The organism is Sphingomonas daechungensis, assembly GCF_014489495.1.
Lineage (GTDB): Bacteria > Pseudomonadota > Alphaproteobacteria > Sphingomonadales > Sphingomonadaceae > Sphingomicrobium > Sphingomicrobium daechungense.
In genome coordinates, this window is sequence record NZ_CP060780.1 from 1,108,826 (window position 1) to 1,132,753 (window position 23,928).

At 63.5% G+C, this 23,928-nt stretch carries 25 protein-coding genes and 4 pseudogenes; 5 read left to right on the forward strand and 24 right to left on the reverse strand.

Going from position 1 to position 23,928, the window contains the following annotated elements; genetic code table 11:
• Positions 1 to 11 precede the first annotated feature (11 nt).
• Positions 12 to 2,510 carry a DNA topoisomerase (ATP-hydrolyzing) subunit B gene (gyrB, locus tag H9L15_RS05905; RefSeq protein ID WP_187715503.1) on the reverse strand — a complete coding sequence of 833 codons (2,499 nt, stop codon included), beginning with the start codon at positions 2,508 to 2,510 and terminating at the stop codon, positions 12 to 14.
• Between the two features lie 187 nt (positions 2,511 to 2,697).
• On the opposite strand from gyrB, the pseudogene H9L15_RS05910 reads away from it, so the two are divergent.
• Positions 2,698 to 4,093 (forward strand): annotated as a pseudogene (locus H9L15_RS05910) (M20/M25/M40 family metallo-hydrolase).
• Here H9L15_RS05910 and H9L15_RS05915 read toward each other — a convergent pair.
• From H9L15_RS05915 to H9L15_RS05945, 8 genes and pseudogenes are all read right to left on the reverse strand, one after another.
• A complete protein-coding gene (locus H9L15_RS05915) occupies positions 4,090 to 5,616 on the reverse strand; it encodes a DEAD/DEAH box helicase (protein ID WP_187715504.1) in 1,527 nt (508 codons plus the stop codon). The pseudogene H9L15_RS05910 and the gene H9L15_RS05915 overlap by 4 nt on opposite strands.
• A 186-nt stretch (positions 5,617 to 5,802) precedes the next feature.
• Positions 5,803 to 6,859, reverse strand: a pseudogene (recF, locus tag H9L15_RS05920) (DNA replication/repair protein RecF).
• A gap of 82 nt (positions 6,860 to 6,941) precedes the next feature.
• Positions 6,942 to 7,130, reverse strand: coding sequence for a hypothetical protein (locus tag H9L15_RS17195; protein WP_223276551.1), 189 nt, complete (start codon positions 7,128 to 7,130; stop codon positions 6,942 to 6,944).
• Positions 7,130 to 7,258 carry a hypothetical protein gene (locus H9L15_RS18670; RefSeq protein WP_262984933.1) on the reverse strand — a complete coding sequence of 43 codons (129 nt, stop codon included), beginning with the start codon at positions 7,256 to 7,258 and terminating at the stop codon, positions 7,130 to 7,132. Before H9L15_RS18670 ends, H9L15_RS17195 begins: the two co-directional genes overlap by 1 nt.
• Positions 7,259 to 7,261: 3 nt before the next feature.
• Positions 7,262 to 7,732 (reverse strand): DUF2059 domain-containing protein, encoded by a 471-nt coding sequence (locus tag H9L15_RS05930; protein WP_187715505.1) that lies wholly within the window; start codon positions 7,730 to 7,732, stop codon positions 7,262 to 7,264.
• A 298-nt stretch (positions 7,733 to 8,030) separates the two neighbouring features.
• Complete coding sequence (dnaN, locus tag H9L15_RS05935) at positions 8,031 to 9,134, reverse strand: DNA polymerase III subunit beta (protein ID WP_187715506.1); 1,104 nt, start codon at positions 9,132 to 9,134, stop codon at positions 8,031 to 8,033.
• A gap of 109 nt (positions 9,135 to 9,243) precedes the next feature.
• Positions 9,244 to 9,831: a fasciclin domain-containing protein gene (locus H9L15_RS05940; RefSeq protein ID WP_223276552.1), complete on the reverse strand. Its 588-nt coding sequence runs from the start codon at positions 9,829 to 9,831 to the stop codon at positions 9,244 to 9,246.
• Between the two features lie 81 nt (positions 9,832 to 9,912).
• The gene (locus H9L15_RS05945; protein WP_187715508.1) at positions 9,913 to 11,025 is read right to left on the reverse strand and encodes a hypothetical protein; all 1,113 of its coding nucleotides are present in this window, start codon (positions 11,023 to 11,025) and stop codon (positions 9,913 to 9,915) included.
• Between H9L15_RS05945 and H9L15_RS05950 the strand changes: the two genes are divergently transcribed.
• Entirely contained in the window at positions 11,002 to 11,514 is a 513-nt protein-coding gene (locus tag H9L15_RS05950) for a hypothetical protein (protein WP_187715509.1), read from the forward strand. The genes H9L15_RS05945 and H9L15_RS05950 overlap by 24 nt on opposite strands.
• A 50-nt stretch (positions 11,515 to 11,564) precedes the next feature.
• Here H9L15_RS05950 and H9L15_RS19435 read toward each other — a convergent pair whose 3' ends face one another.
• The 5 genes and pseudogenes from H9L15_RS19435 to H9L15_RS17205 all read right to left on the reverse strand — a co-directional run bounded on the left by H9L15_RS19435 (position 11,565) and on the right by H9L15_RS17205 (position 15,176).
• On the reverse strand, positions 11,565 to 12,137 hold the full coding sequence (locus tag H9L15_RS19435) for an MFS transporter (protein WP_317617635.1): 573 nt from the start codon (positions 12,135 to 12,137) through the stop codon (positions 11,565 to 11,567).
• Positions 12,089 to 12,798, reverse strand: a pseudogene (locus H9L15_RS20225) (MFS transporter). Before H9L15_RS20225 ends, H9L15_RS19435 begins: the two are co-directional and overlap by 49 nt.
• Before the next feature lie 58 nt (positions 12,799 to 12,856).
• Complete coding sequence (locus H9L15_RS05960; RefSeq protein ID WP_223276553.1) at positions 12,857 to 14,497, reverse strand: TonB-dependent receptor; 1,641 nt, start codon at positions 14,495 to 14,497, stop codon at positions 12,857 to 12,859.
• A 197-nt stretch (positions 14,498 to 14,694) separates the two neighbouring features.
• Positions 14,695 to 14,943, reverse strand: a pseudogene (locus H9L15_RS17200) (TonB-dependent receptor plug domain-containing protein); the annotation flags it as partial.
• Positions 14,862 to 15,176, reverse strand: coding sequence for a hypothetical protein (locus H9L15_RS17205; RefSeq protein ID WP_223276554.1), 315 nt, complete (start codon positions 15,174 to 15,176; stop codon positions 14,862 to 14,864). The pseudogene H9L15_RS17200 and the gene H9L15_RS17205, both read right to left, overlap by 82 nt.
• Positions 15,177 to 15,294: 118 nt before the next feature.
• On the opposite strand from H9L15_RS17205, the gene H9L15_RS05965 reads away from it, so the two are divergent.
• Positions 15,295 to 15,969 carry a TetR/AcrR family transcriptional regulator gene (locus tag H9L15_RS05965; protein WP_223276555.1) on the forward strand — a complete coding sequence of 225 codons (675 nt, stop codon included), beginning with the start codon at positions 15,295 to 15,297 and terminating at the stop codon, positions 15,967 to 15,969.
• On the opposite strand, the gene H9L15_RS17210 is transcribed toward H9L15_RS05965, so the two are convergent.
• The 4 genes from H9L15_RS17210 to H9L15_RS05980 form a co-directional block, all read right to left on the reverse strand.
• Positions 15,966 to 16,265 (reverse strand): hypothetical protein, encoded by a 300-nt coding sequence (locus tag H9L15_RS17210; RefSeq protein ID WP_223276556.1) that lies wholly within the window; start codon positions 16,263 to 16,265, stop codon positions 15,966 to 15,968. The two genes, H9L15_RS05965 and H9L15_RS17210, sit on opposite strands and share 4 nt — an antisense overlap.
• Positions 16,244 to 16,954: an aminotransferase class V-fold PLP-dependent enzyme gene (locus H9L15_RS17215; protein WP_223276557.1), complete on the reverse strand. Its 711-nt coding sequence runs from the start codon at positions 16,952 to 16,954 to the stop codon at positions 16,244 to 16,246. The genes H9L15_RS17210 and H9L15_RS17215 overlap by 22 nt, the downstream gene beginning before the upstream one ends.
• Before the next feature lie 158 nt (positions 16,955 to 17,112).
• Complete coding sequence (locus tag H9L15_RS05975; protein ID WP_223276558.1) at positions 17,113 to 17,880, reverse strand: tryptophan 2,3-dioxygenase; 768 nt, start codon at positions 17,878 to 17,880, stop codon at positions 17,113 to 17,115.
• A gap of 37 nt (positions 17,881 to 17,917) precedes the next feature.
• A complete protein-coding gene (locus tag H9L15_RS05980; protein WP_187715511.1) occupies positions 17,918 to 18,349 on the reverse strand; it encodes an outer membrane protein assembly factor BamE in 432 nt (143 codons plus the stop codon).
• 154 nt (positions 18,350 to 18,503) lie between these two features.
• Between H9L15_RS05980 and H9L15_RS05985 the strand changes: the two genes are divergently transcribed.
• Together H9L15_RS05985 and H9L15_RS05990 are read left to right on the forward strand one after the other, a co-directional pair.
• On the forward strand, positions 18,504 to 18,998 hold the full coding sequence (locus H9L15_RS05985; protein WP_187715512.1) for a ubiquinol-cytochrome C chaperone family protein: 495 nt from the start codon (positions 18,504 to 18,506) through the stop codon (positions 18,996 to 18,998).
• 16 nt (positions 18,999 to 19,014) lie between these two features.
• On the forward strand, positions 19,015 to 19,533 hold the full coding sequence (locus H9L15_RS05990) for a YceD family protein (protein WP_187715513.1): 519 nt from the start codon (positions 19,015 to 19,017) through the stop codon (positions 19,531 to 19,533).
• Here H9L15_RS05990 and ssb read toward each other — a convergent pair.
• From ssb to H9L15_RS06015, 6 genes are all read right to left on the reverse strand, one after another.
• A complete protein-coding gene (gene ssb, locus H9L15_RS05995; protein ID WP_187715514.1) occupies positions 19,530 to 20,024 on the reverse strand; it encodes a single-stranded DNA-binding protein in 495 nt (164 codons plus the stop codon). The two genes, H9L15_RS05990 and ssb, sit on opposite strands and share 4 nt — an antisense overlap.
• Before the next feature lie 29 nt (positions 20,025 to 20,053).
• On the reverse strand, positions 20,054 to 20,620 hold the full coding sequence (locus H9L15_RS20230; RefSeq protein WP_398286764.1) for a nucleoside recognition domain-containing protein: 567 nt from the start codon (positions 20,618 to 20,620) through the stop codon (positions 20,054 to 20,056).
• Entirely contained in the window at positions 20,617 to 21,900 is a 1,284-nt protein-coding gene (gene feoB / locus H9L15_RS06000) for a ferrous iron transporter B (protein WP_398286766.1), read from the reverse strand. Before feoB ends, H9L15_RS20230 begins: the two co-directional genes overlap by 4 nt.
• Before the next feature lie 7 nt (positions 21,901 to 21,907).
• A complete protein-coding gene (locus tag H9L15_RS06005) occupies positions 21,908 to 22,174 on the reverse strand; it encodes a FeoA family protein (protein ID WP_187715515.1) in 267 nt (88 codons plus the stop codon).
• A 66-nt stretch (positions 22,175 to 22,240) separates the two neighbouring features.
• Positions 22,241 to 22,888 (reverse strand): COQ9 family protein, encoded by a 648-nt coding sequence (locus tag H9L15_RS06010; protein WP_187715516.1) that lies wholly within the window; start codon positions 22,886 to 22,888, stop codon positions 22,241 to 22,243.
• 6 nt (positions 22,889 to 22,894) lie between these two features.
• The gene (locus H9L15_RS06015; protein ID WP_187715517.1) at positions 22,895 to 23,788 is read right to left on the reverse strand and encodes a DMT family transporter; all 894 of its coding nucleotides are present in this window, start codon (positions 23,786 to 23,788) and stop codon (positions 22,895 to 22,897) included.
• Between the last annotated feature and the right edge of the window lie 140 nt (positions 23,789 to 23,928).

Consider the following 23,928-nt stretch of genomic DNA (forward strand, 5'->3'; position numbering starts at 1 on the left):
ACCGCAGTTCCTCAGACGTCCAGGTTCGCGACGCTGAGTGCGTTCTCCTGGATGAACTCCCGCCGGGGTTCGACGATGTCGCCCATGAGCCGCGTAAAGATCTCGTCAGCGACGTCCGCCTGGGCGACTTCGACGCGAAGGAGCGAGCGATTGGAGGGGTCGAGCGTCGTCTCCCAAAGCTGCTCCGCATTCATCTCGCCCAGACCTTTATAGCGCTGGATGCTGAGTCCCTTCCGGCCGGCCGCGAGAACCGCATCGAGCATCTCGGACGGGCGGCTAACCGGGACCGTCTTGCCCTTGGTCTCCGCCTCCTCCGGCTGATCTTCGGTTTCTACGCCTTCGATCGGCTCGGGCTTCTGCTCCTCGGTGACCGCGCCCTTCTTCAGCGTCTTGAGCACCGACGGCGCCGAATAGACCGCAGCCTGCTCGCCAGCGAGCGTCGCCAGCTTGCGGGCTTCCGCCGAGATGAGGAAGCTCTTCTCGATGATGTGCGCATCGGTCACGCCGCGCCACAGCCGCTTGAGCAGATAACCACCCTCAGCCGCGAGCTCGCCCGACCATTGCGCTTCGAGATCCGCCCGGCCGAGCCATTCCCCGACCTTGGCGATCGCTGCCTTTTGCCCGGCTTCGTCGAGGTTCGGCTTCAGCGCGCCGTTGATCGCCAGCGCTTCGATGATCGCCGGATCATATTTGCGCGGGGCGTAGCGCATCAGGGTCCGCATGCGACGGGCATGGTCGACAAGGGCACGCAGGTCTTGCCCGCTCCGCTGGCCGTCGGCCGCTTCCAGCACTAAGCCGTCCAGGCCGGCATCGACGAGATATTCGTCGAGCGCCGCATCGTCCTTGAGGTAAACTTCCGACCGGCCGCGAGCGACCTTGTACAGCGGCGGCTGGGCGATGAAGAGGTGCCCTGCTTCGATCAGCTCCGGCATCTGCCGGTAAAAGAAGGTCAGCAACAAAGTCCGGATGTGCGCGCCGTCGACGTCGGCATCGGTCATCAGGACGATCTTGTGATAGCGCAGCTTCTCGAGGTTGAACTCTTCGCGGCCGATGCCCGTGCCGAGCGCCTGGATCATCGTCCCGATTTCCTTGGACGACAGCATGCGGTCGAAGCGCGCACGCTCGACGTTCAGGATCTTGCCCTTCAGCGGCAGGATCGCCTGATACTTGCTATCGCGACCCTGCTTGGCGGAGCCGCCGGCGCTGTCACCCTCGACGAGGAAAAGCTCGGACTTGGCCGGATCGCGTTCCGAGCAGTCGTGCAGCTTGCCGGGCAATGAGGCGATGCCCATCACCGACTTGCGACTGGCCTCGCGGGCCTTGCGGGCGGCTTCGCGTGCAGCAGCGGCGTCAATGATCTTCTGGACAATCGTCCGCGCGTGAGCCGGATTCTCCTCCAGCCATTCTGCGAGCTTGTCGGCGATCAGGCTTTCGAGCGGCTGACGGACTTCGGATGAAACGAGCTTGTCCTTGGTCTGCGAGCTGAACTTCGGGTCGGGAAGTTTCACCGACACGATGCCGGTAAGGCCCTCGCGCATGTCCTCGCCGGCGAGGCTGATCTTCTCTTTCTTCAAGACGCCCGACTTGTCTGCATAGTTGTTGAGCGTCCGGGTCAGTGCCGCGCGGAAAGCCGCAAGGTGCGTGCCGCCGTCGCGCTGTGGAATGTTGTTCGTGAAGCAGAGGACCTGCTCGTAGTAACTGTCGTTCCATTCGAGCGCGACTTCGATGCCGATGTCGTCGCGCTGCCCGGTGACCGAGATCGGGTCCGGGATCAGTGGAGTCTTGGCCCGGTCGAGATATTTCACGAAGGCTGCGATTCCGCCTTCGTAATGCATCTCCACTTCCTTCAGCTCGTCGTGCCGAGCGTCCTGCAGACGGAGCCTCACGCCCGAGTTCAGGAAGGCGAGTTCGCGGAAGCGATGCTCGAGCCTGTCGAAGTCAAAATCGGTGATCTTGAAGGTTTCGGGGCTTGGCAGGAAGGTCACCCGGGTTCCGCGGCGATCGGTCTTGCCGACAACCTTGAGCGGAGCCTCGGCCTCGCCGTGGCGGAAGCGCATGTAATGCTCTTCGCCGTCCCGCCAGATGGTGAGATCGAGCCATTCGCTAAGCGCGTTGACGACCGACACGCCGACGCCGTGGAGGCCGCCCGACACCTTGTAGGCATTGTCGTCCGACGTGTTCTCGAACTTACCGCCGGCATGAAGCTGGGTCATGATGACCTCGGCCGCCGAGACACCTTCTTCCGCGTGAATTCCGGTGGGGATTCCGCGGCCATTGTCGTCGACCGAAACGGAACCGTCCGGATTGAGCGTAATCAGAATCCTGTCGCAGTGGCCTGCAAGCGCTTCATCGATGGCATTGTCACTGACCTCGAAGACCATGTGGTGGAGGCCGGATCCGTCATCGGTGTCGCCGATGTACATGCCGGGACGCTTGCGCACCGCGTCGAGGCCCTTGAGGACCTTGATGCTATCGGCGCCATAGGAATTGCTGTTGGGGTCGGTTGCCATGATATCCGGGATAAGGTGAAAAGCCGCGAAAGTCCCACGAATTCGCGCGTGCGCGTACGCGCGCGTGAGTCAGTCCTCCCTGATATAGGAATAATCGGCGGAATTTCGAGCTTCTGCTTGCGTGGGAGCCTCGAAAAGTGAAGCTTGCTGCCGCTGCTGATCGAAGGCGGCCGAAACCGGGGGCCAGATGATCAAATCCGCTGCCGCAATTGCGTTTGCATTCACCGCTTCTGCCGTCTCGGCCCAAGCCCGCGACTGGATCAGACCGAGTTTCGCGCACTCTATAAGGAGCTGGTCGAGACCAACACGACGCTGAGCAGCGGCAGCTGCACCCTCGCTGCCGAGCGTATGGCCGCGCGGCTGAAGGCGGCCGGGCTCCCGGAGAGTCAGATCACCCTTTTTGCGGATCCTGCGCATCCGAAGGAAGGCGGCCTCGTCGCAGTCTATCCGGGCACGTCGAAGACGCTGAAGCCGGTCCTCGGCATCGCCCATATCGACGTGGTGGAAGCCAAGCGGGAGGATTGGACTCGCGATCCATTCGCCCTGATTGAGGAGAACGGCTACTTCTACGCCCGCGGGACGAGCGACAACAAGGCCATGGCGTCCATCCTGGTCGACACGCTGATCCGCTTCCAGAAGTCGGGCTACAAGCCGAAGCGCACTGTGAAGATCGCGCTGACCTGCGGTGAAGAGACCAACGGCGCCTTCAACGGAGCGGAGTGGCTCGCCGCCAACAAGCGTGACCTGATCGATGCCGAGTTCGCCATCAACGAAGGCGGCGGCGGATCGACCGACGGCAAGGGCAAGGTCGTCGAGCAGGCGATGCAGGTCGGCGAAAAGACCTTCGGCACGTTCCGTCTCGAAACCCGCAACCCCGGCGGGCACAGCTCGGTGCCGCGACCGGACAACGCCATCTATCAGCTCGCTCACGGCCTCGTGAAGTTGGAGGCGTACGAATTCCCGCTGGAGATGACGGAAACCACGCGGGCCTACTTCCGTGAGGCCGGCGCGGGTCGGAAGGATGAGATCGGCGCGGCGATGGTGGCGCTTTCTGCCAACCCCGCGGACAAAGCGGCGGAGGCCGTCGTCAACAAGGACCCGTTCCTCCACTCCAACCTGCGGACGACCTGCGTCGCGACGATGCTCGACGGCGGTCATGCGAAGAACGCACTCGCACAGCGCGCGGGCGCCTACGTCAACTGCCGGATCTTTCCCGGACATTCGGTGGCATCGATTGGCGAGGAATTGTCGAAGGTCATCGGCGATCCCGGCGTGACCGTGACGGCTATTCCGCCGCTTCGGCCGTCACCGCCGGCGCCACCGCTCGATCCCAAGGTGATGGGGCCGGCCAAGAAGGTTGCGGCCAAATATTTCCCCGGCGTTCCGGTCGTGCCGGCCATGGCCAACGGCTACACCGACGCGACCTTCCTGGGTGCTGTCGGCATTCCGACCTACGGGTTCCCGGGATCTGGGGCGACCCCGACGGCAATGGCGTGCACGGCTTGAACGAGCGGATCGAAGTCCGCTCGCTCTATGTCGGCCGCGATTATCTGTTCGACCTGATCAAGGCCTACGCGAACTAGCCCTGCGCGCGGCGCGGGCCGCCCGGTCGGCCGCGACGGCCGTGGAACTTCCCATGAGGACGGCCACCGTCCGGACGGGACGGACCGCGCGTGTCGTTCGGACGAGACTGACGCGGACCCGCGTCGGCTTCACGATAGGCCTCGGGCCGGTAGGACGAACGGCTGCCGTCGCCACGCTGATCGTCACGCCGCTGGCCATTGCGATCCTGAGCCGAGGATCGGTGAGCGGCATGCCCCTCGCCGCGATGCGGATGACGCTGGCGCTCATTGCGCTGATCGCGCCGCTGGCCGTCAGCACGGCGATCCGCCTTGAAACCATGCGACGCACGGCGAGGCTGGTCCTCGACCTTCTTCGGTGCCGGCTTGAGACGCTTAAGCTTCTCCGCAGTCTCGAGGAAGTTCGCCGGAAGCGGAGCAACGTCGATCTTCAGTCGCGTTAGCCGCTCGATGTCGCGCAGCAGGCCGCGCTCATCGGGCGAGCAGAAGGCAAGGGCCTTCCCCTCGGCCCCGGCGCGAGCCGTCCGGCCGATGCGGTGGACGTACTGCTCGGGGACTTCGGGCAGGTCGTAGTTGATGACGTGGCTGACACCCGGGATGTCGATCCCGCGCGCGGCAATGTCGGTGGCAATCAGCACCGAAACCTCGCCCGACTTGAACTCGCGGATCGCCTTCTCGCGCTGCGACTGGCTCTTGTTGCCGTGGATCGCGTTCGCGGAGATCCCCGCCGCGCTCAACATGCGGACGATCTTGTCGGCGCCATGCTTCGTACGGCTGAACACGAGTGTGCGCTCGGTCTTTTCCGACTGCAGGAAGATGGTCAGAAGCGCGGTCTTTTCCGGCTGATTGACCATCACAACGGCCTGGCCGATGCGATCGGCAGTCTTCGCGACCGGGGTCACGGCGACTTCGGCCGGGTTGGTCAGATACTTGTCGGCCAGCTCCTTGATCGCCCGCGGCATCGTGGCCGAGAAGAACAGAGTCTGGCGCTTGGCCGGAACCAAGGCAACAATCCGCTTCAGCGCATGGATGAAGCCGAGGTCGAGCATCTGGTCAGCCTCGTCGAGGACGAGGATTTCGAGCTCGCGAAGGCTGAGCGCACGCTGATCGATCAGATCGAGCAGGCGGCCCGGGGTCGCGACGAGCACGTCGAGACCGCGCGAAACCGTGCGGACGCTCTTCGAGTTGGGAACGCCGCCGAAGATGACGCCGACCGACAGGCGCATGAAGCGGCCGTAGGTTTCGGCGCTCGCGGCGATCTGCGAGGCAAGCTCGCGGGTCGGGGCAAGCACCAGCATGCGGATCTGGCCTGGCTTCGGGATGTTGCGATTGGCCGCGAGACGGTCGAGCGACGGCAGCATGAACGCCGCCGTCTTGCCGGTGCCCGTCTGGGCAATGCCGAGGAGATCGCGGCCCGTGAGAACCGTCGGGATCGCCTGGGTCTGGATCGGCGTCGCTTGCGAATAATTCTTTGCCGCGAGCGCGTCGAGAAGGGGCTTGGACAGCCCAAGGTTATGAAATGACAATGGAAATTCCAATATTGTACGGCCGCGCAAACCGCGCGGTCCGAAGGGGTCAAAAAAGCGCCCCGCGTGAATTGGAGAGCAAAATCGGTCGAAGCGCGGGCCGGTCCCGGATCTCGTCCGGACGTTCACGCCGCTTGGAAAAGCGCTTCGTGCTGCGGTGCAATATAGCTCAAAAGCGCGAAAAGTCTAGGATGCGCTCACTGAGCCGCCTTCGACATGGAAGCGGGTCGCGGTCCCGACGCCTTCGAACAGTGCCGCCTCAGTCGCCGTCATCCACACCTGCCCCCGCCCTTCGAGACGGGCAAACAAGGCCGCGCGCCGCTTCGGATCCAGGTGAGCGGCGACTTCATCTAGAAGAAGGATGGGTGGTTCGCCGCGTCGCTCGGTGACCAGTTCGGCATGTGCAAGCACCAGCCCCAGCAGCAGCGCTTTCTGTTCACCGGTCGAGGATCGTGCTGCGTCCATCTGCTTGGCACGATGCAGGACGAGGAGATCCTGGCGGTGGGGCCGACGGTGGCTCGCCCGGCAGCGGCGTCGCGACCGCGAGCTTGTCGCAGCTGCTCTGCCAGGTCGGCCTGCTCCCAGCCGCCGATCTGAATTGAAGCCCTCGCGAATTCATCCTCCGGACTCTCTTCCAGCCGGCGTTCGAGCTCCGCAACTGTATGCGCGCGCGCATCTCCGATTGAGGCTCCATGTTCCGCCATCTGCTGTTCGAGGGCAGCAAGCCACGACGGGTCCGGGATACGGTCGTCCGCCAGAAGCTTGTTTCGCGACCGCATGGCCGCCTCGTACCTAGAGGAGTGGTGCGCGTGGCTCGGCTGCAGGGCGAGAACCAGGCGATCGAGGAAGCGTCTCCGGTCGCCTGCAGAGCCGAGGAAGAGCCGATCCATGGCCGGTGTCAGCCAGAGCACGGACAGCCGTTCGCTCAGCGAGTTCACCGAAGCAGGGCGGAATTGATCCGAACCTGTCGGCGTTCCGGAGCTGTCGGAACGGTCCCAGTGCCGATATCGGCCTCAGCGAGCCTGGCTGCGACCGCGAAGCCGCCCTCTCCGCCGATCCTGGCCATGTCGGAAAGCGCCGCACCCCGCAGGCCGCGACCAGGACTCAGCAGCGACACCGCTTCGAGCAGGTTCGTCTTCCCCGCCCCATTCTCGCCCGACAGAAGGACAAAGCCAGCCCCCGGCTCAATCAGTGCCGATGGGTAGGATCGAAAGTCGGTAAGGGTTAGGCGACTGACCGGCACATTACTGTCATTGCGAGGAGTAGAACGACGAAGCAATCCAGCAACGCAAACTGGATTGCTTCGCTAAGCTCGCAATGACCAGCTACTGAGCCCTGCGGTCGAGAACCTCGAAGTGTGCGGCGCGCGCATCGAATCTCAACAGCACTGCCTGAGCGGCGGCGGGCACATGACTAACGCTGTAATCCTCGCCCACGAAAGCCTTGATTGCGTCGATACTGTCGAACCACATGCACGTCATGAACTCGACCTCATTTCCAAGGTCGCGCCTCATCAGGTCGATGTGATGAAAGCCGGGATCCGCCGTGCTTCGATGCCCGGGATCACGTCCTCGCGAACGACACGCTCATAGGCTTCGGCATTCTCGAGCGTCGCCCATCCGCGCCAGACCCGGCAGATCATGTCCTACTTCTTCTTCGCAGCCTCAAACTTCGCGAGTGTCGCGGTCATGATCGCTTCGATCTCAGCTTCGAACTCTGGCGCGGGTTCGTTCGAGAAATCCTGCTCAAGCTTGCGCATCGCCGGTGCCATCATCGCAACGCGCGTGAAATAGGGCTTCATCGCAAATTCCTTGAGCGCCGGTTGGTCGCTCTCGTCGATCAGCTTCGTTGCCGCTTCCGTGCTTGCCTTGTGGTCCGCCGCGACCGCCGCATAACTTGTGGGCTTATCGGGATCGGCCATGACCTCGCTCAGAGTCGCCCCGACGGTCGCATTCTGCTGCATCCCGTTCAGAAGTTTTTGACCGGTCGGGGTGAGATAGAATTTCGTCAGGTCCTCAATTTCGGCGGCATTGAGACGCGAGGAAATCAGGTCCGCGACCCGCTCATGATAAGCCGGAAGCTCCTTGATCGTGAAACGCACCAAGGCGGGCTTCATCTCGCGAAGGATAGCCTCTGTGAACCCGGGTATTCCTTATCGAGAAATTGCAAGTCCGAATTTGCGCGGAAAGCCGCCGAAAGTTCGCCGTCGGCGATCCGTTCCGCCACCGCAGCCTGTGACCGCTCCGAATAGAGAATGCCGGCTAACCGAAGCGCCGCAGCCTTAGCCGCGGGATCGATGGGCGCCGGACTAATCACGGCCGGTGGTGCGACAGGCGCTGCCGATGCCTCGCAAGCGAGGCTGCCAAGCAAGAGCCCGACTATCAGATTCCTATACTGTGCCCCTACGGAGTGATTCACACCCGCATCGGCATCAGGACATAGAGTGCCGAGCTCTTGTCGTTCTCGCGCAGGAGCGTCGGCGCGGCGGCGTCGGCGAGATGGACCTCGACGGTGTCCCCGTCAATTTCGCCAAGGATGTCGAGCAGGTAGCGCGCGTTGAAGCCGATCTCGAGGCCGTCGGCGCCATAGTCGGCCGCGATCTCCTCGGTCGCCGTTCCGGCTTCCGGCGACGTCACCGACAGCGTCACCTTGTCGCGGTCGACCGCCATCTTCACGGCGCGCGTCTTCTCGCTGGCGATCGTCGAGACGCGATCGACGCCCTGAGCGAAGCTCTTCGGGTCGAGCTTCAGCAACTTGTCGTTCGCGGTCGGAATAACCCGATTATAGTCCGGGAAGGTGCCGTCGATCAGCTTGCTGGTCAGCACCGCGCTGCCAAGACCGAAGCGGATCTTGGTCGGCGACATCGACACTTCGACGGTACCCTCGAGCTCCTCAAGCAGCTTGCGAAGCTCGGCGACGCACTTCCGAGGGACAATGACGTCAGGCATGCCGTCGGCGCCATCCGGCTTGGCCACGGTCACGCGGGCAAGGCGGTGCCCGTCGGTCGCGGCAGCTTTCAGCTGATCGTCGGCGACATGGAGGAAGATGCCCATCAGGTAATATCGGGTTTCTTCGGTCGAGATGGCGAACCGGGTCTTGTCGATGATCTGGCGGAGCGTCGCGGCCGGAAGCTCAAACCGCGTCGGCAGGTCGCCCTCGGCAATGACCGGGAAATCGTCGCGCGGCAGCGTCGAGAGGTTGAAGCGTGCCCGCCCGGCAGACAGTTGCATCTTCCCATCGGCGGCGTTGAGCTCGACCTGGCTGCCGTCCGGAAGCTTGCGGACGATGTCGAACAAGGTGTGGGCGGATACGGTCGTAGCACCCGCCGTTGCGACGTTGGCAGGAACGCTCTCATCGACTTGCAGGTCGAGGTCGGTGGCCATCAGACGGATCGACCCGTCGTCGCGCGCCTCGATGAGCACGTTCGACAGGATCGGAATGGTGTTGCGACGCTCCACGACCGACTGGACGTGGCTCAGGCTCTTGAGGAGTGTCGCCCGTTCAATCGTCGCCTTCATGCGTCGCCCTGCCCCCAATCATGCCGGTATCAGCACTCGTTTATAGCGAGCGTTCCGTAGCTTGGAAGCCAAGAATGGCGGCTCGCGAGCGCAAGCCGCCACTCACATGTCAGGACTTGGCCGGCGCTTTCGAAGCCGCGGCAGGCATCAGCACCGTATCGACGTACTGGACGACACCGTTGGACCGCTTCTGGTCTCCATCGACAATGGTCGCCTTGTTCCCGACAGCGTCCGTAAGGACGACCTTGGCGCCGTCCTTCGTGGCTGTGAGCGTCTGCCCGTTCATCGTCTGCACGAGCGCCTTACCCTTGCCATTGTCGACCGCCTTGCCGAGGTCTTCGATCAGAACCGTGCCCGGAAGGATGTGATAGGTCAGGACTCGAGTCAGCTCGGCCCGGTTCTCCGGATTGGCCGCGTCCTTCAGCGCACCGTCGACCTTTGAGAAGGCATCATCCTTGGGAACCAGTACGGTGTAGGGGCCTGGACCCGCCAGGGTGGAGTCCAAACCGGCGGAATGGGCGGCCTGATAGAAGCGCCCATTCTTGTCCAGCGCCGCCGAGATCGTCTGGTCGCCAGCGGCCTTCGCGGCCTGCGCCGGCTGATCCGGGGCGGAGCTATTGGTATTGTCGGTCTTGTTGCAGCCGCCAATCGCCAGAGCGAGCGCGGCCGTGGTCACAGCTAGCATTCTGAAGGTCATTGCCTTCCTCCTGATTTCCGTTGTGAAGGCGAAACGGCCCGGCAACGCATGCCGGGCCGCAAGCGATCCATCGGCCGTCAATTAGACGAGCGCCTGGACCATCGCCGTGATCAACTGGGTCGTCGGATCGACCTGGTAGATGTAGCCGTCGCTATAGCGGTACCAGGCGTCCGGCCGATCGTAGTACCGGTCGCGATAATCGATCGGCACGTTGTAGACCGAATAGGCCGGCGGAAGCGGCTGGCCCACGGACAGGCCGCCCGTCAGCAGCGTCGCAATCGCCGTGATCAGCTGGCTGTCGCGGTCGACCTGGTAGATCGCACCCGGAGCGTAGCGGTACGAATAGTCCGCCGTGTCCGGGTAGTAATCGCGATACTGGTACGGCACGTTGTAATAGCTGTACCCGGCCGGCATCATCTGCCCGATCCCGTAGCCGCGATCGAGGAGCGGGATGACGTCCTCGATGTAGCCGCTCCCGGCATCGACCCGATACACATAGCCGTCGTCATATCGATAATAATCGTACGGCGTGTCCGGGTAGAACGACTGGTAATAGCTCGGCACATAGTAGCCGGGCTCGTTGTAGTACGGGAAGTACTGCCCAACGCCGTAGCCGGCGCCGATCAGCGGCAGCAGTGCCGAGATCAGATTGTCGCCCCGGTTGACCCGATAAACGTAGCCGTCGCCATAGCGGTAATAATGGTCCGGCGTGTCGTAGTAGATATCCCGCAGGCCTAGCGGCAGGTAGCTGGACCGGTAATAGTCCGGAAGGGCCTGACCAACGTAGCGCTCGCGCGCCAATCCCGGCGGCACACAGGCCCGGCTCTTCTTGGCGAGACCCGGAGGACAGCCGACATAGGCGGCCGGAATGCCGCGATAGCCGTAGTTGCGATCCCAATCGCCGTCATTCCAATCACGCCACTTCGCGTGCTGGCGGAAGTCGTCGCGGCTCACGAACGCAACACGACGGCTGTCTTCGAAAGCGCGAACCGGGGCGAATTCACGGACGCTGTCGCGGAAGGTTCCGCGCTCCTGAGCGAACCGCCGATCGTCGCGGCCGCCCTTGTTCTGAATCTCGATCCGGCCGTCGCGATGGCTTCGATTATCAACGCGAGCGGCCTGGCGCTCGACCCGCTGAGGCTGGCGTTCGATTCGGTTCGCGTTGCGGCCTTGACCCGGCTGGACATTGGCCACGTGCCGGTCGCCGCCGTTGCGACGCTCCTGCTTTGCACCGTGTCCGCGATCGGACTGGAAGTTCGCAAAGCGCGGTCCGCTTCGCTCGACGCGCTGCGCCTGGCGATTGCCTCCGCTTTGGCGCTGGAAGTCATGCTTCTGTCCGCCGCCGCGATTGGCCTGCATCTGACGGCCGCCGCCATGGTCCATGCGCTGCATCTGCACCTGACGACCGCCACCGCCACCGCCTCGTTGACGCTGAGCCTGCTGGCCACCGCCTCCGCTGCCGCGCTGCTGCTGTGCGCGCTGGCCTCCGCCACCGCCATGGCCGCCGCCGCCCTTGTCCGGCTTCGCTGCTGCCGGCGCGGTGATCGCGAGCGCCGCGACACCAGCTATCAGGATGAGGTTCCTCATCACGAATCTCCTTTGTATCCCTGTCACAACGACGCTTTCAGGGCGCCGTTCCACCTTCCGGTAGATGTACGGGAAGGAGTAGCGGAAGGCCCATGAGCCTGAGATTTCCGCCACTTGCAGGTGAGGTTAAGACTTGAGGTCGTCCCTCAGACGCCGTGCGGCGAACAGGTAGAAGACAGCGGCGAGCAGGTAGAAACCGAGCCCGTACAGGATCGAATATTTGAGCGAATCCACCCGTGAGCGGCCTTCATGGCGTCCGAGAACCACCCGAAGAAGTAGATGCCGAACGCGATTCCGATCAGATTGTTGATGAACAGGAAGCTGGCCGATGCCGTTGCCCGCATGGCCGGCACGACGATGTGCTGGATCGCCGTAATCACCGGCCCGAGCCATGCCAGCGCGAGCATCTGACCGATGGTGAACAACACCCACGCCAAGGGAAGGTTGGGGGCGAATAGGCCGAGCGCTAGCATGGGAGCGGTGACCAGGAAGCACACGGCAGGGATCAGGGCATACCCGCCAGGCCGCGACGGTCCGATCCGATCGCCGAGCACGCCGCCTAACCACGTTCCAAGCGCTCCACCGACGAGCACGATCGAGCCATAAAACAGGCCAACCTGATCGACTGCGAGTCCGAAGCTGCGATTGAAGAAGCTCGGCAGCCAGAAGATCAGGCCGTAGCCAAGGATCGAGCCGGACGCCGCACCGAAGGACAGCAGCCAGAAGCTGGGATCCTGACCAAGGTGCGAAGGACCTCCGCCGCAGGCATCGGCACCGCCGGCGCCGCGTCGAAGCGGCCCCGTTCCGGCTCCGGAACCAGCAGCTTGATGAGGAGGGCGGCGGGCAGCCCAAGCAGGCCGACGATGATGAACGCGCTCCGCCATGACAGCTGCGCCGCCAGCCAGCCGCCGAAGAACACACCGAGTGCGGAGCCGATAGGGATGCCCAGCGAATAGAACGCCAGTGCTCGCGACCGGCGCTCGCGCGGAAAATAGTCGGAGATGAGCGAATAGGACGGCGCGATTCCGCCGGCCTCCCCACCGCAACGCCCATGCGTGCGACGACCAACTGCGTGTAGCTTTGGACAACGCCGCAGGCCGCCGTGAACAGGCTCCACAGCGCGACAGAGGCGGCGATGATGTTGACGCGGCTCTTGCGGTCAGCCGCCCAGGCAATCGGAATGGCGATGACTGCGTAGAAGATTCCGAACGCGACGCCGAGGTGACTGAGGGCTGTGTCCGAGAGGTTGAATTCCTCGCGAATCGGAACTGCGAGAACGCCCGCGATGTTCCGATCGATGAAGTTAAAGATGTAAGCGAAGAGGAGGAGCAGCAGCACCCGTGAACGAAGTGCTCGGTCTTCGGCGGTCGGTTCGGTCATTGATGTTGGCGCTGGCAGGCCAGCGGCGGGGCGACAAGCCCCGCCGCCCTTCGCGACCTCAGTAACGAGCCGTCAGCTTGAGCTGTATGGTCCGCGGATTGCCGTAATAGACTGTGCGGATGTTCCCCACGCTCGAGAATTCCTGGGCGTCCGTCTTGTAGGCCCTGTCGGTCAGATTGTTGCCATAGAGGCCGACCGCAATCTTCTTCGACGAATTCTCCCAGACAATGCGCGCGTCCTCAACCCAATAGCCGTTCTGGAAGAGCCCATCGATCTCCACGTTGGAATTCACCGGCGTGTTGTCCACGGCGAGGGCCTGGCGCGAACGATAGCGCGTCTGGCCGCCGATGGTGATACCGCCCGGCCCGCCGAGGTCGAAGGTATATTGGGCTCCGAAGCGAAGCGTCCATTTGGGCGCGAACGCCGGCGTCTGGAATGCCCGGCTGCCGTTGAAGTTGACGAAGCGCGCATCGGCAAACTTCTTGTATTCGGAATCGAGGTACCCGACCTGCGTGTCGAGCAGAAGGTTCGCCACGGGCGTCCATGACGCTTCGAGCTCAGCGCCCTTGATGCTCAGCTTGCCGGCGTTGAGGACGGACAGCTTCGGCGACGGCAGGCCCGTGACGGGATCGGTGTCGAGCCCGGAGACGCGGGCCTGGAAGTTCTTGTAGTCGTTGTAGAAGACCGACCCGTTGACGCGCAGCTGCTTGGCAAGCGTCGACTTGAACCCGGCTTCATAGGACCAGACCGTCTCCGGATCGTACTTGGTCGATTCTGCCACCGTATTGGCGCGGCCGTTGAAGCCGCCGGACTTAAATCCCTTCGCGACGCGCGCATAGAGCATCGTGTCCGGCGTCGCCTGCCAATCCAGGCTGACCATCGGCGACGTGTCGTGCCATTTGGCCTTCGGCGGGGCGAAGACGTAGGTCGCGTTGAAGGCCGGCAGCAGCGAGAAGAACGTGCTGGTCGTGCGCCAGTAATCCTTCTTTTCCTCGGTGTGGCGGATGCCTGCGGACAGCCGCACCGTCGGCACGATCTCGTACGTAGCATTCGCGTATGCGGCGTAACTTTTGGTGTTGAGCTTATCGTCGATGGTGCGGAGGAAGCCGCTGTTGAAGAACGCCGGGCCGAGCAGGTCGTCGGCATAGGCTTCCTGATGGGAATCCACGTTCTCGTTGAGGTAATAGAGGCCGCCGACCGCGCTCAGCTTTTCGCCCGTGTAGGCGAGCTGGAATTCCTGGCTGACCTGATCCTGATCGACGCCAACGAAGACGTCGCCCACTTCATACCGTGTCGCGTCAATGTCGATGTAGTCGTCGGTCTTGAGGACCCGGTAAGCGGTGATCGACTTCAGCGTCAGATTGTCGGTTAGATCGAAAGCCGCAGTACCCGCAAATCCGTAATGCTTGAGCTTGGTCGAATTGGGGAGGCCTGGCGTTGTCTCGCCCTTCCACTTGTACTTTCCGGAGCCGACGGGATCGGTGACGACCAGGACGCCGCCAGAGAAGGTGACGAGATTGTTGATGGGGCGACCGACGTTCAGCGAGGCATCGTCCTTGCTGTAATCCACCGCCAGGTCGAGCCGCACCTTGCTCGAAGGCGTGAAGGCAAACGCTGTGCGGATGCCGAAAGAATCCCGGTCGTTATATTCGCGCTTGTCGTTGCGATCGTCGACGAAGCCGTCGCGCACCGAGCGCATGATCGACACTCCGGCCGAGACGCCTTCCCCAAGCGGCCCGAGATGTTTCCGCGCAGGTCGAGCTGCGTGTAGGAGCCGAGCGTTGCGCTGGCTTCCGCGCGAAGCTCGTCGCCGGGCTTCCGCGACACGAACTTGATCGCGCCGCCGATGGTGTTCTTACCATACAGCGTGCCTTGAGGGCCACGCAGCACCTCGATCCGCTCGACGTCGAGCAAGTCGAGCTGGTTGCCGCGGATGCGCGACAGATAGACGTCATCGACATAGACGCCGACCGCCGGGTCGAAGGTCTGCAGCGCGTCCGGCTGACCGATGCCGCGAATGTAGATGTTGGTGGCGTTGGACGATCCGCGACCCTGGACGATGTTCAGGTTCGGAACCGCGCCTTGCAGGCCAGTCGTGTCGGTCGCCTGGATGCGATCGAGCGCGCGTTCGTTGAAGGCCGAAATAGAGGAGGGACGCGCTGCAGCCGCTCGTCGGTGCGGCGGGCGGTGACGACGATTTCACCCGTTGCCGAATCCTGGCCTTCGTCGTTTGTGGCAGTGGTCGCCTCCGGTCCCGGAGCTTGCTGCTGCGCTTCGGCAGTCGTCTGCTCCGCAGTCTGCGCCCAGGTCGGCGTGGCGATGGCAAGTCCGGCAACACCTGCGAGCAACAGGCGTCCATAGCGGTCGGCGCGAATCATTTGATGTCCCTCTCCCGCCGCGCTATGATGGTTGCGCAGCGTTCAAGCATCGGTAATACTGAAACCTGAACCGGGTTTCAACTTTGTTTGATTGGCCGGTGATCCGAGGGGGACAAGATTGGCCGGGACGCGGGAAGCGGATGGTTCTGCTGGCGAGGCTGCGGCCACGCGCGCCGTTGAATCTTCCAGTCCAGCGAGCGACGGCAAGGCGCCCCGCACCGCGCGTGGAGAAAGGACGCTTCGAAAGATCCTCGACGCAGCGTTGGAAGAGTTCGGTGAAAAGGGCTTTTCGGAAGGGTCCATCGTCGGGATTACCAGCCGGGCGCGCGTCGCACTCGGGACCTTCTACACTTACTTCGACAGCAAGGAGGCGGTGTTCCAGGAGGTGGTTCGCGACATGTCCGCTCAGGTCCGCGATCACGTCGCGCCTGTGCTACAGTCGGCATCAGGAGCACTCGAAGCGGAGGGTCTCGCGCTCGAGTCCTTCCTTCGGTTCGTAGCGACGCACCGTCAGGTTTACCGGATCATCGACGAAGCCGAGTTCGTCGATCCGGATGGCTTTCGGAAGCATTACATGACCACAGCCGAGCGCATCGCCGCCCGCCTTCAGGCCGGAAAGGACAAAGGTGAAGTGGTGAAGGTTGACTCGCCACTCGCAACCGAGGTCGAGGCCTGGGCGATCATGGGCATGAACGTGTTTCTGGGTCTACGTTTCGGTGTCTGGGGCGAGGACTCGCCGGCGGAGGTCACCCGCGTTGCAAACCAGCTCATCCGCCGAGGTCTGAAGCCTTAGGCCAGGCCCTTCGCCAGTTCGGCGAAAGCTTCCACGTCTTCCTCGTCGTGGTACAGCGCAAGCCCAATCCGCAACACGTCTCCGCGCACGTCGGTGATGCAGTTTCGAGAGAGCAGTTCGTCCGACCAGCGCTTTGCACTTGGGGTCCGAAACGCCAGGAAACGCGCGTCACCCGGCCCATTCAGCCGTTCGACCCTGTTGAAGGCTGTGCCTTGGACTGCATCGAGCAGATGCTCCTGCAGCCGGCTGACATGCGCTGAGATCCGCGATGTGGTCAGCCCATTCTCGTCCAGCATTCGGCGAACGGCATTGAACCGGTACAGTCCCGAAGGATCGAATGTCGCGCCCATGAACCGCATCGCGTCCTTGCGGTAGCCGACGGATCCTGGCGGCAGGGTAAGGTCTTCGAATTCCGCGAACCAGCCGGTGATTGGCGGACGGGCGCCAAAGCCCGACGGCGCATGGAGGAAGGCGCAACCCTCCCGGACATCGCATATTTGTACCCACCGCCAAGGTAGAAAGCAGATTCCGCGGCGACCTCGTCGAAAGGCGCTTCGATCGCCATGAAGGCGTGATAGCCGTCGATCACCACCCAGGAGCCTTCGGGCCTTGCAAGCGAGGCAAGCTGGTCAACCCGGTCGAACCGTCGGCCGCTGCCGAACAGGGCCTGGCTGATGAAGATCAGGTCGTGGCCGCCTTGTTGTGCCGACTCCAGGAATCGGTCCGACAATGTTTCGAAGGGCTCGCACGGGACTCGGTCGATGACCGCCTCCCCACTCTCTTCCCAACGCGCGAATTGCCGTCGCGCACTGTGGAATTCGCCGTCGGTCGTCAGAATTCGAACCGCTGGCCCGGATCGCGGCGCTGCGGCGACGAGGCGGATGATAAAGTCGTGCGTGTTGGGGGCAAACACCACTGCGTCTGGCATGCCGGTGCCGAGTTCGGCGGCGATGTTAGCCTGCGCCTCCGGCCAGACCTCGTCCATGATCCGGTCCCATTTGCGGTCGGCCAGCGTCGCCGCATCCTCCCAGCATTCGACCTGTCCTTCGAAGCTCGCGTCGGGCCACAGGTGATGGCTGTGCGCTGCCAGGTGCAGCCGATCCGGATTGGCGCCGAGGCTTCGCGCGAACAGGGGCTTGAAGCTCAGAGCGCCGTCCTCAGCGACCAGAGTTCGGGAAAGGCCCGCTTGTCGAGTGTCGAGCGCAGGTAGGGCGCTCCGGCCGAACCGCCGGTCCCGGGCTTGTTGCCGATGATCCGCTCGACCGTCAGCACATGCTTGAACCGCCACATCGACAAGGCATCGTCGATATCGACCAGCTTTTCGGCCAGTTGATAAAGATCGAACCAGCGGTCGGCATCGCGATAGACCTCTAGCCAAGCGGCAGAGACTGCATCGTCCGATCCGTCGCCAAGGTCGAAGCCGGCGCGCTGGAGCGCCGCATGGCTCGCTTCTCGAAGGCTCTGCCCTTCCAACGCCGCCTTGAGGCGCGCCGACGCGTCCGGAATGTCCTTGTGATATTCGAGGAAGGCGGGGTTCTTGAGGCCCAGCTTGAATTCAAGCTCACGAAATTGCGCCGACTGGAAGCCGGACGACGTCCCAAGCACATGGCGAAACGCCATGTAATCGACCGGCGTGAGGGTCGACAGCACGTCCCAGGAAAGCGTCATCACCGACTGGATCCGGCTGATCCGCGACATCGCCTTGTAAGCCGGCGCAAAGCGGTCCTCGTCCACCAGGCCGATCGCAAGGTCGACCTCGTGAAGCATCTGCTTCAGCCAGAGCTCCTTGGTCTGGTGGATGACGATGAAGAGCATCTCATCGTGCAGGTCCGACAGCGGCTTCTGCGCGCCGAGCAATGTGTCCAGGGCCAGATAATCGGCATAGGTCATGCCGGCGGGCGTAGCGGTCATTCGCCTCGCCTAAGCGAAAGCGCGGCCGTTAGAAAGATTACTGTCGCTGGCTGCCCGGCAGGCCTGGCTGACTGATCGTGCCGATATTGTTGAACAGCTCCTGGAAGAAGCTGCGCTCGCGGCCGAGCGTCGGGGTGCGATCGCCGGACGGCCTGATAGAGGCGATCAGCTTCTCGTCCGTCTGCTCGACCGAGGCGACGTTGCCGGCGGGATCGAAGCGGACGTGAATGACGGTCTGGTCGGTCACCTTCGGATTGCGGAAGGCGAAGGCGCGGGTGTCGCGCGCGACATAATACCAGTCGTTCTGATCGAACGTGCCGGTAAAGGTCGGGTCGCCGAGCGTCTTCTGCACCGACGCCTTGTTGTCGGTTCCGACGGCGATGCCGGAGGTCAGCTGTTCGTCCACCACATAGCCACGGTGCTCGCGCACGGTGATGCCGCCGCATCCGGTCAGCATCGTCGCCGCCATGCAGGCGACCGCGCCTTTGAAAACCGCAGACTTCATGATTGGACCTTCTCCCAATATCCGGCAGTTGGCTTGCGCAACCGCAGGGTGGCCTCAATATGCGGCTCGCCCCAAGGGCCGCAAGCCCTACACGCAAGCTCGAGCCAAGAGGAGTTCTATGTTCCGCGCCCTGTTCGCCAGATTAACGGACGAGCCGAAGCGCGGCCAAGCCTTGTTCCGCCTCGCGGTTGCAGAGGCTCGCCGGCCGGATTGGTACCTTCGGGGCCAGGTCCCCGACACCGTGAACGGCCGATTCGCGGTGCTGGCAACGATCGTCGCGCTGCTGATGGTGAGGCTCGATCGCGACGGCGAGCCGGGCAAGGACGCAGGCACGGCGCTGACCGAGCGCCTCGTCGAATCGCTCGACGCCGAGATCCGCGAGATGGGGACGGGCGACCCGACGTTGGGCAAGCAGGTTCGCCAGCTGGTCGGCGCAGTCGCTGGACGGGCCGATCGCTGGGCAAGCTGGTCGCGACAACGGAAACGTGGGGCGCGGAGCTCCGCCGCAGCGTCTATCTGGATGAGACCGTGGCGACGGAGGCGCTGGATTTCAGCGAATCGGCCCTGCGGATATTCTGGGCCCGCATCGAAGAGTCGCGGGTCGAGGACTTGATCGACGGGAAGATTGGATGACCGACGACTTCGCCCACCGGCTCCCGCTCAACCAGATTCGCGACGGCGAACGAGTCGACCTCAGCGCTGACGAGTCCGAGCGAGCAGGCGTCGCAGAACGGCTCGGCCTCCGCGGACTGGAGCGCCTCGAAGCGCACGCGGTGCTCGACCGGAAAGGCGAGATCGTCCGGGCCCGCGGACGGCTGAAGGCAAGCCTTTGCCAGAGCTGCGTGGTGACAGATGAACCCGTCGATGCCCGGATCGACGAGGCCTTCGACATCTATTTCCTGCCCGAGCCGGCCGCCGATGGGTCGGAGGAGGAGGTTGAACTGGTCGAAGCCGATTGCGACGTCGTCTTTCACGACGGTTCAGCCATCGATCTCGGCAGTGCGATCGCGGATACGCTGGCTCTCGGACTCGACCCTTATCCGCGCAGTGCAGGGGCCGAGGCCGCGCTCAAGGAAGCAGGCGTCCTCAGTGAAGCGGAGGCGGGGCCGTTTGCGGCGCTCGCCAAGCCGAAGCGGAGCGACTCCTAGAAAGGAACGTCGTCGTCTAGGTCGCTGTCGAACGCGGCCGGCTGCGGACGCTGCTGGCGCTGTGAGCCGCCGCCACTGCTCCCGCCACCGAAGTCATCGCCGTAACCGCCGCCGCCGAATGCGCCGCCCGATCCGCCGCCTTCACCACGGCTGTCGAGCAGGACCAGCTCACCGCGGAAACGCTGAAGCACAATCTCGGTCGTATACTTGTCGTTGCCGGACTGGTCGGTCCACTTGCGGGTCTGGAGCTGGCCTTCGAGATAGACCTTCGAGCCCTTCTTCAAGTAGCTCTTCGCGACGCGGCCGAGGTTCTCGTTGAAGATGACGACCTGGTGCCATTCGGTCCGCTCCTGACGGTTGCCGTCGCGGTCCTTCCAGTTCTCGGAAGTGGCAACGCGAAGGTTCACGACCTCGCCGCCATTGTTCAATGAACGGGCTTCCGGATCCGCGCCGAGATTGCCGACCAGGATCACCTTGTTCACGCCCGCCATGTCACTCTCCTTCGTGTCTTGGAGAGTCGCTATAAACCCAGCGCGACCGCCGTCCAGTAGGTCAATCCGGCGGCGACATAAGCCAGCACGAAAAGATAGCTGACCATGAAGAGCGGCCACTTCCAGCCGTTCGTTTCGCGCCGCGTGACGGCGATGGTCGAGATGCATTGAGGGGCGAAGACGAACCAGGCGAGGAAGGCGAGCGCGGTCGCCAGCGACCAGCGTCCCTGCAACCGTTCGGCGAGCGGCTTCGCCGCTGCTTCCTCATCGCTCGCATCAATTGAGTAGACGGTGGCAATGGCGCTGACCGCAACTTCGCGCGCGGCCATGGCTGGAAGCAATGCGAGCGAGATGTCGCGGTTGAAGCCGATCGGCTTCACCAGAACGTAGATGCCATCGGAAATCCTGCCGGCGATCGACACGTCGACCTGGCTTTCACCCGGCTTGGCCTGCGGAAAGCTTGCCAGCGCCCACAGCAAGATGGTGGTGCCAAGGATGATCGTGCCCGCACGTTTCAGAAAGATGATCGCGCGCTGATAGAGTCCGAGGACGACGTCCTTCAGGCGCGGCATCTGATACTTCGGAAGCTCCATCATGAACGCCCGCCGCCGCCTTTGGTAATGGTCCGGCGAAGCGTCAACGCGGCAAGCAAGGCGCCGACGACGCCTGCCACGTACAGCCCGAACATGACCAGGCCTTGCAGGCCGATACCCGGTCCGACCGCGCGGTCGGGAATGAAGGCCGCGATGATCAGGGTGTAGACTGGCAGCCGCGCGGAACAGGTCATCAGCGGCGCGACCAGGATGGTCGTCAGACGGTCCTTCGGATTGTCGATCGTCCGCGTGGCCATGATCCCCGGCACCGCGCAGGCAAAGCTCGACAGCAGCGGAATGAACGCGCGTCCGGACAGCCCGGCGCCGTGCATCAACTTGTCCATGATGAAGGCGGCGCGGACCATGTAGCCGCTCGCTTCCAGCATCAGGATGAAGAGGAACAGGATCAGGATCTGCGGCAGGAAGACTACGACCGCGCCGACGCCGCCGATCACGCCGTCCACGATTAGCGACTGCAGCACGCCCGCCGGGATCACGTCCGTCGCGGCCGACGCGAGCAGTGCCATGCCGCTTTCGATCCAGCCGACCGGGATCTCGCTCCACGCGAAAACCGCCTGGAACATGACGAACAGGATGGCGGCAAGAATTACCGGGCCCGCGACCGGATGCAGCAGGACACTGTCCAGCCGGTGGGTCCAGCGACGCGTCGGACTTTCGCTGACCACCGCCGCCTTTGCGATATCGCGAGCACGGCGTTGGAGCTGAATGAGTTCCGAAGGCACCCGTTCGTTCACCGCGCAACGCGGCGCCGATAGCATGTCGTCGAGAGCCGCCTGCAACTCGGGCAGGCCGCGCTTGCGGACGGCGACCGTCTCGATCACCGGGACACCGAGCTCGGTCTCAAGCCGCTTCGGGTCCAGCTCAAGGCCGTCCCGCTTGGCAAGGTCGACCATGTTCAGCGCGACGATGGTCGGGAGGCCGAGCTCAATCAGCTGCAGCGCGAAGCGGAGGTGGCTATCGAGGTTCGACGCGTCGACCACGATCACCAAGGCGTCAGGCGTCCGCTCGCCTTTCTGCTTGCCGAGCAGGACGTCGCGGGTCACCGCCTCGTCGGGGCTGGCGGGATCCAGGCTGTAAGCGCCCGGAAGATCGACCAGCTCGACCGGTCGGCCATCGGCGAGGGTCAGGCGTCCGGAATGGCGCTCGACCGTGACGCCTGGATAATTGCCGACCTTCTGCCGGGCGCCCGTGAGAGCATTGAACAAGGCGCTCTTTCCGGCATTGGGGCTGCCGGCAACCGCGACGAGCGGAAGCGGGGTCATGGCAATCCTACTGCGGGAGAGTCACGCGCACGGCGCGAGCATGGCTGCGGCGGATGGCGACGGTCATCCGGCCGACGCGAATAGCCAACGGATCTCGGCCAAACGGACCGAAGTGCAGCGGCTCAACGACGACCCCCTCATCGAACCCGAAATGCTTCAGACGCGCGGATTCGCCGGCTTCAAGCGCGTCCCAGTCGATAGAGGCAATCGACGCACGCGACCCGACCTCGAGCTGGTCGAGCGAGATCGACTCCGGTTTGAAGTGCGCCGTCATGTTGCAAGTGATTATCAATAACGAGCGCGACACGCCATAGGGCGTATTACGTAAGGGCTTGCCGCACTAGCGAGCCGGGTAGCGGAGCCGACCCAGAAAACGCGTGACGCTGAAGTGCTCCTGGCCCTTCCACTGCGCCTTGAACTTTTCGAACTGCATGACGTCCTCGATCCGTCGATCGAGGAATGCGGAGGTTTCCATCCAGCCTTCCGTCTCGTCGTTGATCCAGACGAGGAGCGTCGATCCATAAACGCCGCTGAGGGTCATGCGCTTGGTGTAATGATTGAAATCGGTGCTGGTATCGCCCGCGATCCGCCACATGGTGTCCGCGGTGCGCCAAGCCGACTTGAGCCCCGTTGGCAGATTCTGCGGCATGGCCAGGATTGACAGCGCGCGCCGCACTGCCTCTCGCGCCGGAGCCATGATTTCCAGCCGCTTCCAGATAAGGCCGCGGATCTTCTCGCGAATCTTGAGGCCCTGCAGGCGCTCCGGCGTGAACCACGCCTCGAGTTCCTGGTCCACCGCGCTGATGTAGGTGTCAATCTTGCCGGCCTGGTCCTTGGGTACAGCCAGCCGGGCTTGGTCCGGATCGATCCCGAGCTGCGCCGCCGCGGAATCGACCGCCGCCTGGGTCCAGCCGTCGAACACCGCATTCTCGCCGACGGCAAGCGCGAGGGTATCGCGGATCTGCTTGAGTGGGCTTGGCTGCTCCATTTGGGCTCAACTCGCCCCTTGCGCCGCAGGTTGCAAGTCCCGCTTCGGCAATCGCACCAGGATGAGCGCGGCGGCGATGGCTAGAGCCCCCACCCAGTCAAGTGGCGATAGCGTCTCGCCATAGACCGTCCACCCGATAAAGGCCGAGATCGCCGGTTGGGTGAGCAGGGTCAGTCCGACGACAAGCGGCGACAGGGCGCCGATCGCGTAGACAAGCAAGCCTTGCCCGATCACCTGGCTGCTGATCGCCAGGATGATCACAAACGTCCAATCGCTGGGGACAATGGTCTCTCCAAGCAGGAACGAGAAAGGCAGCAGCATGGCCGCGCCCATCGCGCTGGACAGGAACAGCAGCGGCAATGGCGCAAGCGTCTCGCGGGCCCGCTCGACCGAAATTAGATAGCCGGCGTAGAGCAGCCCGGCCGCAAGGCAGAGCATGTCGCCCTGGACGTTCCGAAGCGATAGTTCGGCGCTGCTTCCCATCAGCAAAACCGCACCGAGTGCCGCCAGGATCAGGGACGCGCCCTGGATCTTCGAAGGCCAGCTCCGCGCCAGCCAGAGGCCCCAGCCGGCGAAGGCAAAGCTCGCGACGTTTCCAAACAATGTCGAGTTGCCGAGCTTGGTCATGTGGATTCCGAGGTGCCAGGCGGCGAGGTCGGCGGCGAAGAAAAATGCCGCGAAGGCGATGATCGTCCCCAGCGCCCGGCCCGGCCAGTGCACCGGCTGGCCGGCAAACTTCGCGATCGCAAACAGGAACGGCAAGGCCAGCGACAGGCGCCAGAAGCCGGCTGCGACCGGACCCACGCCGGTCAGGCGAACGAGCCAGGGACCGACCGCAAGCGCACTGCTTCCGAACAGGAGCGCGGCGAATGCGAACGGATGATGATCGGAGCGCTTCACGGGACGTGGATTAGGCCCTTCACCACGCCGGCGAAAGTGTGAACGTCAAACGATGCTCATAAGCTGGCCTTATGGAATGTCAGTGAGAATCAGAATTGAACGGATAGCGAGCACAACTATTTGAGCCGTGGGCTGCCGGA